Raw genomic sequence first — 18,907 nt, 5'->3', positions numbered from 1 at the left:
TTACCTCATCATGTCCGTGATCATACATGGACCATGATGAAATGGGCCGAAATGGACACTTGATTTTTGAACAGGCAGAATCATACAGTTGCAGATATTGCATGTATGTTGCACTTCCCTGATAATACACTTGTAACTTTGAAAGACAGGTGGTATGGAAATGCATACATTGGGATGGATTGGATTGGGTCATATGGGAGCACCGATGGCCATGAATCTTTTGCAAGCAGGATGCAAGGTGAATGTTTATAATCGTTCCCGGGAAAAAACAACGCCTTTGACAGAATCGGGAGCAACCCGGCTGAATTCACCGAAAGAAATCGTGGAGCAATCGGATATTATTTTCATGATGCTGTCAGACTCAAATGCGGTTCGGGCTGTATTAACCCAGGAAAATGGAGTTTTGGCAGCCATGAGGCCAGGTAAAGTGGTCGTGGACATGAGTACAATTTCCCCGGAAGATACCATGTCCTTTGCGAGCATGGTATCAGAAAGGGGCGGCGTGTACCTGGATGCACCCGTGTCCGGTTCAGTGGGAGTTGCAAAAGCAGGCCAATTAGTAATAATTGCGGGAGGGGATCAGCAGACGATCGAAATTTGCCAGCCTTATTTTAATATTTTAGGTAAGAAAACCATATATTTTGGTTCTAGCGGAAAAGGCAGTTCGGCAAAATTGGCGATTAATTTGTTACTGGGCGTGATCGGACAAGGTATTGGGGAAACCTTAGTATTTGCAGAGAAATCAGGATTGGATAAAGAGAAAGTATTGGATATGATCTCCCAGTCCGCATTGAATACTGCGCTATTCCAAGGCAAGAAAGATATGTACCGCAATGAGGAATTCCCTTCTGCATTTATGGTGGAACTCATGTCCAAAGATTTAGGACTGATCAAAGCTGAAGCAGATCGGATGAACATAACATTGCCGCTTGCTGAAGCAACAAATATTACTTATCGTTCTGCAAAAGAAAATGGAAAAGCAAAATTAGATATGGCGGCCGTTTATTTGGAGTTAAAAGAAAAAAATACAAGATAGAATCAAATAAATGCTCCCTCCGATTTGAGAGGGAGCGGCTCCGAGATCAGAAACCGAAAGGATGAGGTTTGACATATCACGTGTCCAGACGGGTTCGTCATTTGACGGAAGTTAACTCAAGTTGTCTTCCGAATACATTTGCGTTGAGGCATCTGCATTAATTGCAAACTGCTTTCCCCTTCTTCTCGTTTAAACTTCCCGATTTCGCTTCCCGTATCCGAAAGAGTTTCCGGTACCCCTTGACCATTTCTGCGTTCTTTCACCAACTTTGCGTACTTCAGTTATCACATCTCATCAAAAATGATTCAAAATACCCGATCTTTCCCCAAAGCGGGTAAAAATCGGGCTTTGGCTTTACCTCATCGATTTATTCAGAAACTGCCAGAGCTTTCTCCCCAACCGTAACTGCGCGGGCCCCAATACGGATATCTGTATGGATACCGATTATATCTTCGCTGACGACGCCAAGGTGAATAAGGGTATCCGGGAGTCATTGGATAGAATGGATACCCCGGAGACCAAGGATAACCGGGAGTTGGATACCCGGGGGGCATGGGGTACTGCGATATCCAGTAAGCGTAATCCATCAAACCACTCCTTTGTATGTTTGCATGATCATTGTATGATCGTCTACCGGCAAAGGAACCAAGTGATTTTCCCAAATTACGGCCCAATCCAAATCCGGCTCCGGTTTGGTTAAGCATAAAATTTACCAGAGTAAATGAGAGAGATGAAAGGCATAATTAATCAAAACTTTCAAAGTGAGGTCATTTCCAATGAAGAAACTGGATAAGAAAACAAATCATGACTATACGACGGAATTTACTTTTGAATTGTATGACCGGGAGCGGAATGGTCAACCAGTGACAAATTCGATCTTGGAATCGTATGGACGGTCGGAATTTCAAATGAGCGTGATCAGATAAAAAAAGGCCGCAAGTAAGAACCTGCAGCCTTTGCATCGCTTTTCATTTGTCCAAAATGCCTGAGAACAAAAGGGGGTGGGTTATTGCAAATAAGGTTTGGGATTGACAGTATGCCCGTTTTTCCAAACCTCAAAATGCAAGTGATAACCGGTCGCTCCAATAAATCGTCCGTTGTTGCCCACCTCGGCGATTTTTTGGCCGCGGCTTACATGCTGACCGGCATGAACGGTTACAGTGCTTAAAAACATATGGGCGTACCGTGTTTGCAACCCATTTGGATGTTGTATATCAATATACACCCCGTAACCGTCCGGGTCGGAAGTACTTACCCTCAAAACCACACCACTTTCCGCAGCGAAAATGGGGGTTCCTTTCGGCCGCGGAAAATCGTCTCCTTTATGATAGTGATTCCCGCGGAACTGCATATAATTCCAGTACACCATACCCGGTGTGGTCGGCCAGCCCAATTGGCCGCTGCCTGAGTTAAAGTACCCGGCATATTGTTTCAAAACGGCATTTTCTTGCTTTTCATATTCTTCCAATTCGCTTTTGTGTTTGTCCAGCTCAGCTTCATATTGCTTGACTGCTTCATTTGCCTTTTCCATTTCCGCAGTCAGGCTTTTTTGTTTCTCGTTCAATTCAGCTTGCTGTTTCTCCAAATTTTTTTGCACAGTCATGTATTCGTTAAACACCTGATAATCACTTTCGACGATCAAACGCAATACCTCGTATCGTTTGAGGAAGTCACTGAACGAATCGGCTGCAAAGAGCTGGGCCATATAACTGTTGCTCCCTTGCAAATAGATCCGTTTCAGCTTGTTTCCCAAGGATTGCCGTGATTGTTCCAACACTTTTTTGTTTGCTTCGATGCTTTTGTTCAATTTGGCGATCTGATCATTCAAAGCGCCTGCTCTTGCTTCAATCTCATGAATCCCCTTTTGCTTCTCGTCGATCAGTTTTTGGACTTTGGCGATTTCCGCTTTGGATTCACTCTGCTTTGATTTAATATCTTTCAGTTTTTGTTTGCCTTCCTCCGCTTTGGAGGTCGCGTATGCAGTCGGGATGGTTTTTTCCAAAGGTCCGGGAGTCAGACTGATCGTCAGGCAGACCGTCAGCACGGATATGATCAGTTTTCTCTTCATCAACCATCTCCTCTTTCCTGTTGGTATGTAATTGATCTGATTCACCCATTTCTATTACCCTATCATTTTATCAATAAAGATGAAATAGATCGGGTTTTACTCGAAAAATTACCATTTTGTTTGCATTTTATTTATTTCATAAAGGAAAAAACAGGAATTTGTTTTGTAATCAAGTTTATCAGGTAGAAACTTATGCAAAAATTGGATATACAATTCCCGTCCGGTGGTGAAGTGACGCATTGAATCCCGCAGGAATATTGACAGCTTGTTTCCATATGAAATCAAGGGTTGAGCCGGGGATCGTGAAAACTTCAGAAAAACATGTTGCAGTTGAAAAGCGGATGGTGAATGAGGGGAAACCGGTGATTTTTATGGAGTGAAAAGCGAACAGGCTATGGGATGAAAAGGATTTTGTCATCATGGTGTTAACAAAATCCGATCTTTTCATTGTTTTTTTAATTGATATAATAGTGGAAGAAGATTGGTTGCTATTTTGTAAACCTTAAATTTCATCGGTCAACCGAAATGTTTGTCATTGGCGAACACCCTGAGCTTCGACAAAGACCCAAGAGATGTTCGGAAATGCCGAAGACCACAAAAATAAAGGGGAAACCGGATTTTTGATGAGAAAGAGATCCGGTTGAACAGTCAGAAACTTGGTCCAATAGAGGAGATGCTCGGAAAATAAAGGATAAACCCAATAAAAATTAAGGGGTACAGCGAACGCCGTCTCAATCCATACACCTCAGGCAGGAGGATTGAAACGATGTCCACCACATTCAGCGCTTGGTGCGCCTTGGGAGTCTCAATCCATACACCTCAGGCAGGAGGATGAAACTTTCTGGCGAACTTCGGCACTTCTGATAGAAGAAGATTAATAAAAACACCAATGAAAGCCTATCTCCATTCATGAAAGGAGAAGTCCGATTTTACAGGAGGATTCCATGTATCGTTTACGCTTGATGGCAGACTCGCCATATCACCGGAATACAGTTGGAGTGTTGTCAAAGCGATTCCATGCGTTTGTACTGAGGTCAATCCAAAGCCAGTCTCCCGTTTTGTCTCAACTTCTTCATGACAGAAAGAAACGGCAGGTATTTTCGACCCATCTGTTGTTGAAGAAAGGGGAGATGTGGATTAACACGCCGAATCGGGAACTGATTTCTTGTATCCAACAGCATTTGTTGCTTCATCCGGAAATTGACTTGATTGATTGGAAAGGAATCGTTCAGGAGTTTCATTGCCAAACATACTCCCGTTCTTTCATAGAGGAGAAGTTTTCACCCAATTTCACCCTGCATTTTTTGACTCCGACCACCTTTTATCAAAGAGGGAACTATTATCCCCTTCCTGAACTGAAACGCTTATTGTCCAGCGCAGCCAAAGCGTATGAGATTTTCAGCGGGGAACCGGTTGACTGGGGGGATCTTGAACCGCTGGTTCATCTGATCCGGATCGAGCAGGTGGAGGTGGCCACCGAGCGGGTTCATTTCGGAGAATTTAACGTCATCGGATTCAAGGGGAAAATAGCCATGAATATTAAGGCTTTGCCAAAGGAAAAGCAGCAAATGGTTTGGAAATTGATTTCCTATGGGGCACTGATGGGGTTTGGCTACAAGACTGCGTGGGGATTGGGACAAACCATGCTGGATCCCTTGGAGAAGCGACACATTTCCGAACACAGGGGGGCTTCGAAAAAATCCCCGGAGTTGTTCGGAAATCCCAAAACCCGCATGGGATAAGAAAAATCACCTTCAGAGAATGATTGCTAGGGGGTCTGGATAGCCGAATTTCCTGTTATGACAAGGAGATGTTCGGAAAGCCCTAGAGAGAGCCAAAGACGTTGAAGGTTTCAGCGAACGCCGTCTCAATCCATACACCGCGGGCATGAGGATTGAAACTCTTTTCTCTCCAAAGGCAATTTCCTCAATAGCATGATCCGTCTCAATCCATACACCTCTGGTAGGAGAATTGGAATATCATCAACAGAAAAACCGAAACGCATTCCTCTGAAAGAACTTCAAGCTGCTGCAAAGACCGGGCGAATTCAGGAAGAAGATATCGTTGAACGCAAGCAGGAACTGGAATGTTAATCCGAGGGCACAAATTTCCATAAAACAACAGGGGAAAACCATAAGTTTGTAAAAGCCGGGGAAATTTTGTTCTGAACCGGGCTTTTTTTGTTCTGTTCAGCTTTCTCCATGATCATGGTTTATCCTAACTTTCGGAGATATGTACAAGCCAATTAGCATAATCTTTTATCTGTGTCTGTCATGTTTACTGATTCAATCAGTGATGCGTTTAACATGTACCTAAGCCGGATTACGTTTTCTTCAAAATGAAGAAAAAGGTTTGTGAAAGGTGGCGATTCGAATATGAGATGTTTTGGTGAACCCGAGCCGTTTGATGTGGTTGCGCTTAAAGATCCGTATGAGTTCGACCTGGATATCGATCCACCGCGTTCGTAGGGGAGTTGTTACGTGAACTGTATTCAGAAGAAGAGATGATCCAGGATTTAAGTGTGATCAATAAAGAATTAAAAGCGCAGGAGACCGAAGTCGAAAAATTACAGGAATGGTAGCACATTTCCATGTGAAACGGTTTCCTCGGGGCTGCATTACTGGTCAGGACATCCCGGATCAGCAATCAGCCCATCCGTTGTTTTCGGTGTTCGCTGCTTCTACCCCCCCAAATTTTTCACATTTTCAGGAAAAAATAAATCAGGATATTGACACTACCATCTACCTAGTAATACTATATAGATGTACTAAGTGTTACAAAGTAGAGGGGATGCTCGCTTTGGAAGATTTGACCGAGATGCTAAAGGGTATTTTGGAGGGTTGTGTACTCGAAATCATCAGCCGGAAAGAAACTTATGGCTACGAGATCGTGAAAAAGTTGAATTCCCTAGGTTTTGAAGATGTTGTTGAAGGAACGGTATACACGATTTTACTGAGGCTAGAAAAGAACAAATTAGTCAACATTCAGAAGAAGCCTTCTAAAATCGGACCGCCACGAAAGTTCTACACACTCAATGAGGCGGGTCGAAATCAACTCCAAACCTTTTGGCGTAAATGGGATTTTATCGCATCAAAAATAAATGAATTAAAGGAGAATAAAGATGGAAATTAATATTTTTTCGATTTTACAAAGATGGAAACAAGAAAAAGCGGAATATAGACGTTACAAAAAACGGATTAATTCTCTGCCAAGGGATTATCAGATCGTGATGAATGAGATTGAGAATTTCTTATGGACTTCTGCAGCCGATCATGACTCTGCCATGTTCATGTTTAAAGTGCTACAAGATGTACTGGAATTTTTTGAATCAAAAGCACAAGAGGGTATGGATGTACTTGATGTAGTGGGGCAGGATGTCGGTGGTTTTTGCGATGATCTGTTGCATGAGCTTCAAGGGCAAACTTGGAACGGAAAAAGAAAAGAACAATTGAACGAGAACATTCGTAAAAAGCTCGGTAGAGGGGAATAGGCTTTTTGGGGTCAAAGATTAAGTTGAAGATTTTACGTTGCAGATCGTTTCCTGCATTCGGTTTTCAAAGAACTACTACTATTCGAACAAAGGTCTTCCAGGCTTGCGAGAGGGGTAAAAATCCTCTTCCCTCGCCTGACGCTCGCTCTCATCCCCATAGCTGAAGCAGAGCTTTCGCAAAGACAGAACAATGGAGAGATTCATGATGGGACAAAAAAGCAGAGGATTCTCCAAAGCAGGGTTGCGTCGAATGCGTGACGTGCTGGAACGGCATGTCGAGTCCGGGAAGATTCCTGGACTTGTCGCCCTGGTCAGCCGGTGCGGTGAGACTCACGTCGAAGCGATCGGGACAATGCGCCATGACGGTGGCGCGCCGATGCGCCGGGACACGATCTTCCGGATGGCCTCGACATCCAAGCCGGTTACGATGGCAGCGGCGATGGTCCTGCTCGACGAGTGCAAGCTGCGGCTGGATGATCCAGTAGAGCAGTGGCTGCCTGAACTCGCCAACCGGCAGGTGCTGAAGCGAGTCGATGGCCCGCTGGACGAAACCGTGCCTGCGCGAAGGCCGATAACCGTACGGGATCTGTTGACCTCTACGTTCGGGCTTGGAATGGATTTGACGTCGCTAGACTTTCCAATCATGGCTGCAGTTTTTGAGCATGGTATATTCCCTCAAAGAATGACAGATTATCCTGAGCCGGACGAGTGGATGCGCCGCCTTGGAATGCTTCCGCTAATGTACCAGCCTGGAGAGCGCTGGCAGTACCACATCAGTCACGATGTACTCGGCGTACTTGTCGCCAGGGTAACAGGGCAGCCATTCGCTACGTTCCTGCACGAACGGATCTTCGATCCATTGGGGATGAAGGACACTGGTTTCTATGTGCCCTCCAACAAGATTGACAGGTTGCCAACCGCCTACAGCCCTGATCCGCAGACCGGAGAGTTTATCGTATGGGACGAAGCTGCAGGCGGACAATACAGCCAGCCTCTGGCGTTCCAGTCAGGCGGCAGTGGGTTGGTCTCCACCGTCGACGATTATCATTCGTACTTCCAGATGCTGCTGAATCACGGAATGCAAGGGACCAAACGGATCCTGTCCCGGCCTGCCGTCCAGCTGATGACCACCAACCGCCTCACACCCGAGCAACAAGCTGCCCGAGACGCACTGGCCAAAAACAACGTACATGTATCGTTCGGACAAGGGCAGCATGGCGGCTGGGGATTCGGGATGGCGGTGCGCACCTATCGTGGCGACTACGCGTCCATCGGTCAGTTTGGCTGGGACGGTGGTACCGGCACCTCGGCGTACGCTGACCCGGACAAACAGCTCATCGGAATCCTGCTCACCCAGGTCGGGATGTCCACCCCGGATTCAGCGCGGCTGATCCACGACTTCTGGACTATGGTTTACCAAGCAATCGAAGACTGACCGAGCCCGTTCCCCTCTTTTCATATTCTTACAATTCGCTTTTAAAGCGGAAATGGCCAAAGTCAGAACGGGGGGCTTTGGCTTCGGCCTTAAGTTGCATGGCGGTGTTATTATGAATTTGAGGTTTACACCTGATTGTGTTCCTTCAAGTGAGCAAACCAATCGTTTCCGAATATGGATGTTGCAATTTCACTTAATATTTTGCTGATGCTCTCATGAATGACATGATCGGCCAAATAATCCAAAGGAGTGGAAGTTTTGTTGATGATCATGATTTTTGAACCTGTTTCATGTGCTAACTCCACCAATCCGGCAAAAGGATAAACTTGAAGAGAAGTGCCCATTACCAGTACCGTATCTGCTTGTTCTACTTCTTGAACGGCTGAATCCCAAGCATCCGAGTCCAGTGGTTCGCCGAACAGAACGATTGGCGGACGAATCGGCGCTTTACAATTCTCATCTGTACAATAATAAGTGCATTGGCGATAAGCAGTGGCGGGATACTCTTTTCCACAGCGGGAGCAGACCAGATAGCGCATATGACCATGTACTTCGATAACCCTCTGCGTTCCTGACAGTTGATGGAAACCATCGATATTTTGCGTAAGAAGCGCTTTTAAAATTCCTTCCTTCTCCAGTTTAGTGAGCACATAATGACCAATATTGGGTTTATGTTTCAATAGGTCTTCAATGCGCATTTGGTAGAATTCAAAAAAGTCATCTGTTCCGATCGCTTGCGGACTGGCGATTTCGTAAGGATCTCTTCCGCACCAAAGCCCGCCTTGTGAACGAAAATCGGGAAGGCCGCTTTCTGTCGACATACCCGCACCAGTAAGGGCAACCAGATGGTTGGAGTTTTGGATCAACTCAATAAATTCTTTCATAAAGTTCACTCCTCTTTTACAGCATCGTGATTACCTGTCATGATTTTACCCCAAATCCAAAGGTTCCTTTAAATCGTCGCCATCTTTATAAAAAGGCCTTGCTTCTTTTTCTTGATCCCGTAAGCATTCATCGTTTCTCTTTCCCATTGACCAGATTGATGAATCGTCCTTTGGTATGAAACCATACTGTCCAACGGGTCACTGATCGGTTGGGATATGAAAAACGAAGCGTGGTTGGTTGTCTGTCAGTCTTTGCCTGTGTGCAGGGCAATCGGGTTGGGTTCGCCTCCATCAAGGAACTTATGTTCGCATTCCTGGCCGTTTCGTAAAATGGGGGACTGTGTGTCTCTTTTTTTATGCGCTTTTTTCATTCCCCTTTTGATCATGACGCGGAAGAAGTCTGACTCAGTTTTTTATGAGGGGTGCACTGTGCGCCATCTACCATCGCAGTAAAGGATGAATGAAAAAAGAGGCGGTTTCCTAAAGACCGCCTCAAATTTCCTTTAGTATTTAATTCCGTTGGGACTTCATATTGAAGCAACTTACATGGTGCTGGTGTCAATCACGAAGCGATATTTCACATTTGAAGCCAATACGCGTTCGTAGGCTTCATCAATTTGGTCGGCTGAAATGACTTCAATCTTAGGAACTACATTGTGTTTTGCGCAGAACTCGAGCATTTCCTGCGTCTCCCGGATTCCTCCAATCAGTGAACCTGCAAATGAACGGCGTTGACCGATGAGAGACATTACGTTTAGTGACAACGGTTCCGCGGGAGCACCAACGTTAACCAGCGTGCCATCCAGTGTGAGCAGTGACAAGTACGCATTCAGATCGATTTTTGCACTTACCGTGTTAAGAATTAAATCAAATGTTCCGGCCAGTTTCTCGAATGTTTCCGGATCGCTTGTAGCGTAATAATGATCTGCGCCTAATTTCAGGCCATCTTCTTTTTTCTTCAATGTTTGCGACAGAACGGTAACCTCGGCCCCCATGGCATGTGCAATTTGAACTGCCATATGACCAAGACCGCCCATACCGACAATGGCCACTTTTTTACCTGGTCCGGTACCCCAGCGTTTTAGCGGCGAATAGGTTGTAATACCGGCGCAAAGTAATGGTGCTGCAACGTCAAGCTCAATGTTGTCAGGAATTTTTACTACGAAGTCTTCCTTTACGACAATGTGGGTGGAATATCCGCCTTGAGTAGGCTCGCCGTATTTATCCACACCGGCATAAGTAGGAACCATGCCATTGAGACAGTATTGTTCTTCTCCCTTACGGCAGTTCTCACACTCTCCGCAGGAGTCCACCATACATCCGACCCCTACCCGGTCACCTACTTTGTACTTGGTGACCTCAGCTCCTACATCCGTGACAATGCCCGCAATCTCGTGTCCGGGAACGAGTGGATAGTTTACAGGTCCCCATTCGCCGCGGGCAGTGTGGATGTCGGAATGACAAATGCCAGCATATTTAATTTCAATCAGGACATCATGCGAATCAAGATCGCGCCTTTTAATTTCAGCTGCTTGAAACGGTTTGTCCGGACCATAAACAGCTCGAGCTTTGGCAGTGATCATTTGCAAACCTCCAATAATTTAAATATTCTTGTAAAAAGAAGCGATGTTTACTTCAAATTCTAAGTAAAGAATGCTTCCAACTATTCAACTGGAATCAATTACATCTTGTCGTACAAATCACTATCATGTAAAACTACAGATGATGTTTATTCATTATATGTCAATAATTTATAATAAAAATGTAAACAAAACAAGGCGTATTACTCGTTAATTCGATCCAATTTGTTGTTTAAACAACAATTCGATAAAAATTATCAATCACCCTGGGAAAGTGTTGGTGCAATTTCATGGTAAAAGTGGACAGAAGAATTATCAGAACCAGAGAAGCGATTAAAAAAGCATTTCTTGAGTTGATGTCAGAAAAAAATTTCGATCGCATCACCATTCAGGATATTGCCGACAGGGCCAATATCAACCGTGCAACCGTTTATCTTCATTACTTGGATAAATTTGACCTGTTGGATAAGATCATTGAAGAGCATATCAAGAATATGAGTAACATTTGTGAGTCGGAAGCGGAATTGGATTGGATTGAATCGACAGTACACTGCATGGAATATCTTGAAAGGAATTATTTATTTTTCTCGACGATGCTGGCGAGTGAAGGAGCTCCCTATTTTCGCAGCCGGTTCCTTCAGTTTAATATCGAGGAATTCAAAAAAGACGTTGATATAACCAAAGGCAAAAATCTCGGTCAAAATGCAGATGTAGTGGCCCAATTTGTTGCAAATGCTTACGTGGGTGTCGTGGAATGGTGGCTGAAAAACGGAATGCCTCATCCACCACGGGAAATGGCAGAGAAAGTAGGGGAACTTTTAGCAAGGATTTTGTAAGTTTCAGGGGCCATATGGATACGAAAAGTCGGAAAGTGGAATACGCCATCAAGTAAGGATTTGAAGTTACGTTTGTCGGTGAAGATTCGACTCGGGCAGATTTACCGTTCCTGTTAGATGTGCTTGGAAGGGCCGTCCGCTTGGGCGTGAAGCGGATTAGCATTTCCGATACAGTGGGAGTGGCCACGCCGGAATCGGTGGCGCTTCTCACCCGTATCGTCAACAGGCTTTTCCCGGTGTAGTCGTTTCGATGCACTGCCATGATGATTTTGGACTGGCCACGGCCAATGCGCTTGCCGGTGCTCCAAATGAACAAAACACCCCCATAAACACGCCCCGCTGATTTCAAAGTATAAGGTCACTTTGAGAAAGAATAGGGGAAGGGTTTTGATCCGAAATGAAGTTAATTGTTTTGATGTTCCTGTTCATATAAAAGAATGGAAACAACGCCTGAACACCCAGGTTGGATGCGCAAGCGCTTTTTGTTTGGTTCAATTGCTCAGCTTTTTGTATTTCCAAAAAATGTAGGCTCTTCTGGAGATGACGGTCCCCAAAGAGAGGGCCAGCAGTCCAGAAGTAATGAGATTTGCATGGGACCAGATGCCGGTAAGTTCCTGGCGAAGCAGGAGTTTGATGCCAATTAGGATAAGCCAGACAATCACCCCAATTAGGGAGCCCTTGGCGATGATTTCTTTGGAATGGGGGTCGACCCGGATTTCAGTCAGTGCCCCTCGCGAAATGCCAAGCAGGATACCAATCACAAATCCGAGCATAATGACGAGTATATGGAACATGTCAGCAACAAAATCCTTATGCATCACGTTATAGCTTAAATAAAGCATGATCAGCGGCAGTATCCACATATTGACCACTTTGATCCGGCGCTCTTGCAACTGGCGTTTCACCAACCAGATCATGACCAGTATAATTACGACAATCAACAAGGTATTATTCATACCGATCCCTCATTTGTGTACTTTGTTTGATTGGATATGGAGACTTGTTTTCTGTTTAGCAATTCAAACATGACGGGAACAACAAGCAAAGTCAGGGGGGGGAACTGAACAGCCCGCCGGTGATAACGATGAGCCCGCCTTCAGCAAAGTCAAGGGCTAAGGGCAACAGGGCAAACATCGTGCATAAGGCAGTCATCCAAATGGGACGGAAGCGGACAGTTCCAGCATCGATCAGGGCTTCTCTAATCGATTTTCCTTGTTGCCACTGCGTTTTTGCCCGGTCGATCAAGATGATGGCATTGGTTACCACAATGCCGATCAACATCAAGGCACCAATCAGGGAAGGGATGGATAACAGCTCACCGGAGAGAAATAAACCGAGAATACTTCCGATCAAGGCCATAGGCAACGAGAATAGTATGGCAAACGGCGAACGGCCTTCAACAAAGGTTACGACCATCACAAAATAAACAATTCCCATCGCGATCAAGAGCGCCATTGCAAATTGCGGAAAGATTTGTGATTGTTGTTCAGCTGCTCCATTAAAGTTGACTTTCGCATGTGCTGGCAAATAGAGCCGATTGAGGACTTTTTTGGCGGCAGTGGTGACGTTGCCAAGTTGATTGTCAGCCACTTTGTCTGTGATGACCGCATAATTGGTGCCAATTAAATGATAGAGTACATTAGGTTTGTTTATCTTTTTCAAAGTAGCGACTTGGGAGAGGGGGATAAGTTGGCCGTTGCTGAACGGGATATAAATCTTGAGTAAATAGACGGAATTGTTTATATCATACGATTTGATCGAAATCTACGACGGCAACTTTTGATCTCCAAGTAATATATTATCTTGTTTGATGGAAGCGAACAATGCCCGGATTTCCAATCCTACTTGCGCTGTGGATACTCCATATGGGTCCGCCTTGGCGGGATCGATTTCCACGAGTGTCTGTTCTGTTTCGTCTGTCAGTTGCTCTTCACATCCGATAACCCGGGGATTTCCTGCAGTGCGTTGATCACCTGGTCTGAAATCTGTTTCACCTGGTCGGTCATCGGCGCCTGGAACGGACGGGTTAGGGGTTGACGGAAAAGAAGAAGACCGCAAAAATAAAGGGGAAACCGGATTTTTGAGACGAAAGAGATCCGGTTGAACAGTCAGAAACTTGGTTCAATAGAGGAGGTGCTTGGAAAAGAGATAAACCCAATAAAATTAAGGGGTACAGTGAACACCGTCTCAATCAATATACCTCTGGTAGGAGGATTGAAACCTAAAAGCATCCATCACAAATATAAACTCATCAATCACCAGTCTCAATCATTACACCTCTGGTAGGAGGATTGAAACTTCTGTTTCATCGATTCTTTTGATTCTGTTTCATTGTCTCAATCAATACACTTCCGGTAGTTCAATGGGGCACTGATGGGGTTTGGCTACAAGACTGCGTGGGGATAGGGACAAACCATGCTGGATCCCATGGAAGAAGCGACACATTACCGAACACAGGGGGCTTCGAAAAAATCCCCGGGGTTGTTCGGAAATTCCAAACCCCGCATGGGATAAGAAAAATCACCTGCAGAGAATGATTGCTAGGTGATCTGGATATCCGAAATTCCTGTTATGACAAGGAGGCGTTCGGAAAGAACCGAAGAGAGTCAAAGACGTTGAAGGTTTCAACGAATGCCGTCTCAATCAATACACCTCATGTAGGAGGATTGAAACTTCGACGATGGTTCGGGTAGGGGATGGTGGAATAGTCTTAATCAATACACCTCCGGTAGGAAGATGGATTAATAAATACACCAAAGACAGCCTATCCCCATTCATGAAAGGAAACGGGTCAAGTCCAAAGTTCACCAAGTGCACAGCAAATATCGTGACCGCTTGCTTGGGATTATCGCTGAGTTGCTCCACGATCCCGGTCCCCACCGGATCAAGGATACTGCTGAACGTTATGGTGTTTCTCAAGAGAAGAGACGAAGGGATCGCAATGATCTGATTGAAAAACTCAACAAGGTTAACCAGAAAGAATACATCCTCCGTGGCCGGGGGTATTACGCAGGCAATTTTGTGCAGGCAGTTGCCAATCTATCCCCTGAAGCTTGCGCCAAGTGCAGCCTTTGTTGAAGGAAGATGGGGAGAAGGCGTATCGCGAACTTCTGGAACACACCTATTCTGTTTTAAATCCGGAAGATGTTCGCAGGTTGAAGGAATGGTCCGATTTCTATTTTGTGAGCGAGTACGGATATCCTCAGATCCGAGGTCATTTTTATCATTCGCTGCAGGAAGTGTTTGAAGCACAAGGAAAATATTCGCTATTTTGTCCCGTATGCGGTCTATTATGCCAATGCGAACCGTTCATTCATCTTCGCGTGTGGGCATGAAAGAAGAGGTTTGGATTTACAAAAAAAACCACGCTCAACAATATATCAATCAGATGTTGGAAGCAGAGCACGGAAAAAGTAAGGATGACTATGTGATTCGGATTTATGACAAGGAAGTTTTTAAGCGAATTCGGGAAAAACAATGGCATCCTGAACAGAAGATTATCCCGTTTGAGGGAGAAGGGGCTGTAGGTGAGATTCAATTTTCAAAAGTGTCCAGCTGGTTGGAGATGAAGAAATGGGTTTTGGGGTGGGGAAGTGCGGTTGAACTGATCCAGCCGGTCGAGAAACGAAGGGAGCTTTGTGAAGAAATAAAAACATGAACTTGATGACATACCTCAAGCTCTTTTCGTAAGAAATGGGCTTGGGGTTGTATATTTCAGGGAGATAAACAAATTAAGGAAAATAAATTTATCGATCAGCCAGATTACAAAGTTCTCTATGTTGACCGTTTCGAGTTGAAATTCTCTGGATGCGTTGGTTCTGAACGTAGGAAGCCTTTCTTCGGAATGTTTTTATTCCCATTTCGACAAAAAAGGCGATTGACCTTCTTTTGTCAACAGCTTCAGGAGCTTCCCTTTTATGGAAAGCTCCTTTTTCTGCTACATTCCCATTATATGGTATCCTGCATCTACATGAAGCACTTCACCCGTTATTCCTCTAGACAAAGAGCTTAACAAAAATAATGTGGCGTCCCCTACTTCGCTTTGATCAACGTTTCGTCTAAGTGGGGCCTTTTCCGCAATAGTACCCAAAATATCGTTGAATCCTGAAACGCCTTTTGCGGAAAGAGTACGAATCGGGCCAGAGGAAACAGCATTAACCCGAATGTTATATTTGCCAAGATCCTCTGCTAAGTACCTTACACTTGCCTCCAATGCCGCCTTTGCAACACCCATCACATTATAGTTTTTCACGACACGTTCGGCACCGAGATATGACTGCGTAACAATGCTTCCGCCATCCGTCATTATTTTTTTCGCTTCCCTGGCAACCGCAACAAGCGAATATGCGCTGGCGTTTTGAGCTAAAAGATATCCTTCGCGTGAAGTGTCCACATATTCGCCACGTAGTTCATCCTTTTCTGCAAATGCAATGGAATGAACAAGACCATGGATAATCCCTACTTTTTGTTTAATCTCAAGAAAGGCGTTTTCAATACTTGCATCATCGGAGACGTCGCACGAAACTGTGAGAAGAGGAGTGATTTCAGCCTCGGACAATAATGCAGAAAGCTTCTGGAAAGAACGTTCTTTCCTATATGTAAATATTAAATTTGCACCTGCTTCATGTAGTGATTTTGTAATTCCCCACGCCAGGCTTCTCTCGTTCGCCACACCCATAACTACTACGTTCTTTCCCGACATCAAGTTATTCATATGTTTCCTCCTTGGAAAAGCTCGACCTCCTTGTACATTATAATCTTTTTATGGCAAAATTGTTCAGTCCTTAACGTGTTCTCAAATCATCTGCAGAGCTTGCAATACATCCGCTTTCAGATCATCGATATGCTCGATGCCGACCGAATAGCGCACGAAATTGGGCGGAATCCCAGCAGTCCTCATTTGCTCCTCGTTCATCACTCCACCCCACATCGCCGCAGTGTGTACCACCAGTGAATCGACCCCGCCCAGGCTGACTGCGTTAAGCGACAGTTTCAATGCAGAAACGAAACGCGCAGTCGCCTCATAACCTCCTTTGATTGCAAAGGCGATCATTCCGCCGAAACCGCTCATCTGGCGTTTCGCTAACTCGTGTTGGGGATGGCCGGGAAGACCGGGGTAATATACCCGTTCAATCTGCGGCTGCTCCTCCAGAAACTTTGCCAAAGCGAGGGCATTGGCGTTAATGCGTTCAATCCGCATCGGAAGCGTACGCAAACCACGCAATAGCAACCACGCGTCCATCGGCGAAAGAACCGAGCCAATGGAGATATGGGTATGCCAAATACGTTCGGCCAACTCCTCGCTGGTGCAGATCACACCTGCTGTCAAATCATGGTGTCCCCCTAAATATTTGGTTGCGCTGTGAACGACCACATCGGCACCCAGCTCATGAGGACGCTGATTGATCGGCGACGCAAACGTATTGTCGGCTACGATGATGATACCACGCGGGCGGGCCAACTCCGCCACAGCAGCCAGATCAGTCACCACCAGAGTCGGATTGGCCGGCGACTCCACCATGATAAGCTTTGTATTAGGCCGAATTGCTGCGGCAAAGGCTGAGACGTCTGCTTGCTCAACTAGTGTCACTTCGACACCAAATCGCGGTAGCATCTCGTCCATGATCTTCGCTGTACTCATATAATGCCGCGTCTGTGCAATCACATGGTCGCCTGCGCTGACCAGCGATAGAAGGGTCGTAGCGATCGCCCCCATCCCGGAGCCGGTTACCAGTGCGGTTTCTGTGCCTTCAAGCTCAGCCATCACCTTCTTTACGCGCTCATGCACCGGATTGCCATAACGGGTGTAATACTGTGGATGGCGAGGAGTTCCCGCCATGTCCGCGAACTCGATGGAATCTTGTGCACGGAACGTGGCTGAGTAATAAATAGCCGGAGCCACCGTCCCATCTTTGGTCACCTCATCATCGGCGTGTATCACCAAAGTTTCGTTTTGGAGTTTGCCGAGGATCGGATCTTGATGATCATTCCGTTTGTTCATACTCTCTCTTCCCCTCTAGGTACCCGTTTTCTTCAAAGGACGCTCAGCCGTATATTCTGTTTCATCAAATACGCTAGTTTTTACAACGAACTTATTACAGATATCTCCAATGCCACATTGCTGATTAAGCTTATTAAAATCTCCCTCACTCAATTCGAGTGCAATCTTCATTCCTATTAAGCATCATAATTTTATCTGAATTATAACATTTATTTAGATGTTTTTGTATTTGTTTGATAAAGTAATACAAAATTCTGCTTTTTATAGAGTATTGTTAGGACAATCACTAACTACCCGCAAATATCCACAAGAGCGTAAAAAAGAGCTGGAGAATACTCCGGCCGAGCTTGATGACAAATCTCAAGCTCTTTCCGTAAGAAATGGGCTTGGGGTTGTATATTTCAGGGAGATAAACAGATTAAGGAAAATAAATTTATCGATCAGCCAGATCACAAAGCTTTTTCCTCTCTTCGAGAGGAGCAAGGCCAATTTTTTGATGTTTTGTGTAACGGCAATTAGGGGGCATTGCTCCTTAACTTTGGCAAGCCCCCTGTAGCGTGCATAACGAAGACCATGAAGTTCCTTTGCGTCAGGAAGCTGAGCTCAATGGTTTCGCCACGTCGTTTGTATAGTTGTTTTCCTCTTTCACTTAAACGGTTTTTTCGAACCCACTCCTTGGAGTTTTCCCACACATGGCGAGTAACGACCTTTTGATGGGATTTGGAGCGAGTACAACGGGAGAGGAACGGACAGTTCTGGCACACATTTGGGTTTGACTTGTAATCGCGGTATCCTGTACGATTTGTGGTGTTTTTTTATTGTCCGATTTTCGGTCAAGGAAAAACTGGCAACCGCGGAACCGCAGGCTGAATTGGGCGTTTACGCAGGATGGGGGTTTTCCGGTTGTACCTGATGAAGAGCGCAAAGCAACCCGCCGGATATTGACCTGAATTTACCGTCGGTCATGATGACGCCGTGCTGTCCTTTACCATCCGATATCGATTTGCATTTAGATGCCATAAGACAAAAACCATTCAACATATAAATGAAAAGGAATAAAGACAAAAGAATCACCCCGGAGCCCAGCCTCACATAAGATGGTATGTCTGCGTTGATGAACGGGTGGAGGTGGAGCCGATTGCTGTTAACTGCGGTGGCGATAATGATCAAAGAGGTAATCGCCTTTATTTCTTATATCAAGAACAACGCTTTCCCACAACCCCTGACGGAGGAGGAAGAAGCCGAGCATTTGCGGCGCATGGCGGATGGTGACCCGGATTCGAGAAATAAATTGATCGAGCACAACCTTCGGCTTGTAGCCCACATAGTGAAGAAATTTGAAAACACCGGGGAGGATAATGAGGATCTGATTTCCATCGGAACCATCGGTTTGATCAAAGCGATTGAATCGTACCAGCAGGGGAAAGGAACGAAGCTGGCAACCTATGCGGCAAGGTGTATTGAGAATGAAATCCTCATGCACCTGCGTTCGTTGAAAAAAGCGCGAAAAGATGTTTCCCTGCACGATCCGATTGGCACAGATAAAGAAGGCAACGAGTTAACCCTCACTGTTTATC

The 18,907-nt window shown here is 45.3% G+C and carries 16 protein-coding genes and 2 pseudogenes; 10 read left to right on the top strand and 8 right to left on the bottom strand.

What is annotated here, in order from left to right:
* Positions 1-160: 160 nt before the first annotated feature.
* Positions 161-1,036: an NAD(P)-dependent oxidoreductase gene (locus JG50_RS0109685; protein WP_033100930.1), complete on the top strand. Its 876-nt coding sequence runs from the start codon at positions 161-163 to the stop codon at positions 1,034-1,036.
* A gap of 776 nt (positions 1,037-1,812) precedes the next feature.
* Positions 1,813-1,962 (top strand): hypothetical protein, encoded by a 150-nt coding sequence (locus JG50_RS20065; RefSeq protein WP_160173841.1) that lies wholly within the window; start codon positions 1,813-1,815, stop codon positions 1,960-1,962.
* An 80-nt stretch (positions 1,963-2,042) separates the two neighbouring features.
* Here the strand turns inward: JG50_RS20065 and JG50_RS0109680 are convergent, their stop codons facing one another.
* Positions 2,043-3,104: a murein hydrolase activator EnvC family protein gene (locus tag JG50_RS0109680; RefSeq protein ID WP_033100929.1), complete on the bottom strand. Its 1,062-nt coding sequence runs from the start codon at positions 3,102-3,104 to the stop codon at positions 2,043-2,045.
* Between the two features lie 944 nt (positions 3,105-4,048).
* Here JG50_RS0109680 and cas6 point away from each other — a divergent pair.
* The 4 genes from cas6 to JG50_RS0109660 all read left to right on the top strand — a co-directional run bounded on the left by cas6 (position 4,049) and on the right by JG50_RS0109660 (position 8,029).
* The gene (gene cas6, locus JG50_RS0109675) at positions 4,049-4,846 is read left to right on the top strand and encodes a CRISPR system precrRNA processing endoribonuclease RAMP protein Cas6 (protein WP_033100928.1); all 798 of its coding nucleotides are present in this window, start codon (positions 4,049-4,051) and stop codon (positions 4,844-4,846) included.
* A 1,057-nt stretch (positions 4,847-5,903) separates the two neighbouring features.
* A complete protein-coding gene (locus JG50_RS0109670; RefSeq protein ID WP_198055258.1) occupies positions 5,904-6,236 on the top strand; it encodes a PadR family transcriptional regulator in 333 nt (110 codons plus the stop codon).
* A complete protein-coding gene (locus tag JG50_RS0109665; RefSeq protein ID WP_033100927.1) occupies positions 6,226-6,594 on the top strand; it encodes a DUF1048 domain-containing protein in 369 nt (122 codons plus the stop codon). The genes JG50_RS0109670 and JG50_RS0109665 overlap by 11 nt, the downstream gene beginning before the upstream one ends.
* Before the next feature lie 205 nt (positions 6,595-6,799).
* Positions 6,800-8,029, top strand: a complete 1,230-nt coding sequence (locus JG50_RS0109660; RefSeq protein WP_033100926.1) for a serine hydrolase domain-containing protein — start codon at positions 6,800-6,802, stop codon at positions 8,027-8,029.
* A gap of 125 nt (positions 8,030-8,154) precedes the next feature.
* Here the strand turns inward: JG50_RS0109660 and JG50_RS0109655 are convergent, their stop codons facing one another.
* On the bottom strand, positions 8,155-8,913 hold the full coding sequence (locus tag JG50_RS0109655) for an NAD-dependent protein deacylase (protein WP_052154164.1): 759 nt from the start codon (positions 8,911-8,913) through the stop codon (positions 8,155-8,157).
* Between the two features lie 542 nt (positions 8,914-9,455).
* Positions 9,456-10,496: an NAD(P)-dependent alcohol dehydrogenase gene (locus JG50_RS0109650; RefSeq protein WP_033100925.1), complete on the bottom strand. Its 1,041-nt coding sequence runs from the start codon at positions 10,494-10,496 to the stop codon at positions 9,456-9,458.
* 287 nt (positions 10,497-10,783) lie between these two features.
* Here JG50_RS0109650 and JG50_RS0109645 point away from each other — a divergent pair, with 287 nt between their 5' ends.
* Together JG50_RS0109645 and JG50_RS21080 are read left to right on the top strand one after the other, a co-directional pair.
* Positions 10,784-11,329: a TetR/AcrR family transcriptional regulator gene (locus tag JG50_RS0109645; RefSeq protein ID WP_033100924.1), complete on the top strand. Its 546-nt coding sequence runs from the start codon at positions 10,784-10,786 to the stop codon at positions 11,327-11,329.
* Between the two features lie 74 nt (positions 11,330-11,403).
* A pseudogene (locus JG50_RS21080) lies at positions 11,404-11,571 on the top strand (hypothetical protein); the annotation flags it as partial.
* Positions 11,572-11,820: 249 nt separating this feature from the next.
* Here JG50_RS21080 and JG50_RS0109640 read toward each other — a convergent pair.
* Together JG50_RS0109640 and JG50_RS0109635 are read right to left on the bottom strand one after the other, a co-directional pair.
* Positions 11,821-12,285 (bottom strand): DUF1453 family protein, encoded by a 465-nt coding sequence (locus JG50_RS0109640; RefSeq protein WP_033100923.1) that lies wholly within the window; start codon positions 12,283-12,285, stop codon positions 11,821-11,823.
* Between the two features lie 91 nt (positions 12,286-12,376).
* Complete coding sequence (locus tag JG50_RS0109635; protein WP_374057983.1) at positions 12,377-13,045, bottom strand: efflux RND transporter permease subunit; 669 nt, start codon at positions 13,043-13,045, stop codon at positions 12,377-12,379.
* A gap of 1,576 nt (positions 13,046-14,621) precedes the next feature.
* On the opposite strand from JG50_RS0109635, the gene JG50_RS0109620 reads away from it, so the two are divergent.
* A complete protein-coding gene (locus JG50_RS0109620; RefSeq protein ID WP_160173840.1) occupies positions 14,622-14,987 on the top strand; it encodes a WCX domain-containing protein in 366 nt (121 codons plus the stop codon).
* Positions 14,988-15,266: 279 nt separating this feature from the next.
* Here JG50_RS0109620 and fabI read toward each other — a convergent pair whose 3' ends face one another.
* The 3 genes and pseudogenes from fabI to JG50_RS20670 form a co-directional block, all read right to left on the bottom strand.
* Positions 15,267-16,043 carry an enoyl-ACP reductase FabI gene (gene fabI, locus JG50_RS0109615; RefSeq protein WP_033100918.1) on the bottom strand — a complete coding sequence of 259 codons (777 nt, stop codon included), beginning with the start codon at positions 16,041-16,043 and terminating at the stop codon, positions 15,267-15,269.
* An 81-nt stretch (positions 16,044-16,124) separates the two neighbouring features.
* Positions 16,125-17,330 carry a trans-sulfuration enzyme family protein gene (locus JG50_RS0109610; RefSeq protein WP_033100917.1) on the bottom strand — a complete coding sequence of 402 codons (1,206 nt, stop codon included), beginning with the start codon at positions 17,328-17,330 and terminating at the stop codon, positions 16,125-16,127.
* A gap of 360 nt (positions 17,331-17,690) precedes the next feature.
* Positions 17,691-18,139, bottom strand: a pseudogene (locus JG50_RS20670) (transposase); the annotation flags it as partial.
* Between the two features lie 353 nt (positions 18,140-18,492).
* On the opposite strand from JG50_RS20670, the gene JG50_RS0109605 reads away from it, so the two are divergent.
* Positions 18,493-18,907: sigma-70 family RNA polymerase sigma factor (locus tag JG50_RS0109605; protein WP_235281659.1), on the top strand; the 415-nt coding region annotated here is incomplete at its 3' end.

The sequence above is a fragment of the Thermoactinomyces daqus genome, from assembly GCF_000763315.1.
Lineage (GTDB): Bacteria > Bacillota > Bacilli > Thermoactinomycetales > Thermoactinomycetaceae > Thermoactinomyces_A > Thermoactinomyces_A daqus.
The sequence above is the reverse complement of the archived record's forward strand: the minus strand, read 5'-3'. Positions and strand labels throughout refer to the sequence as shown.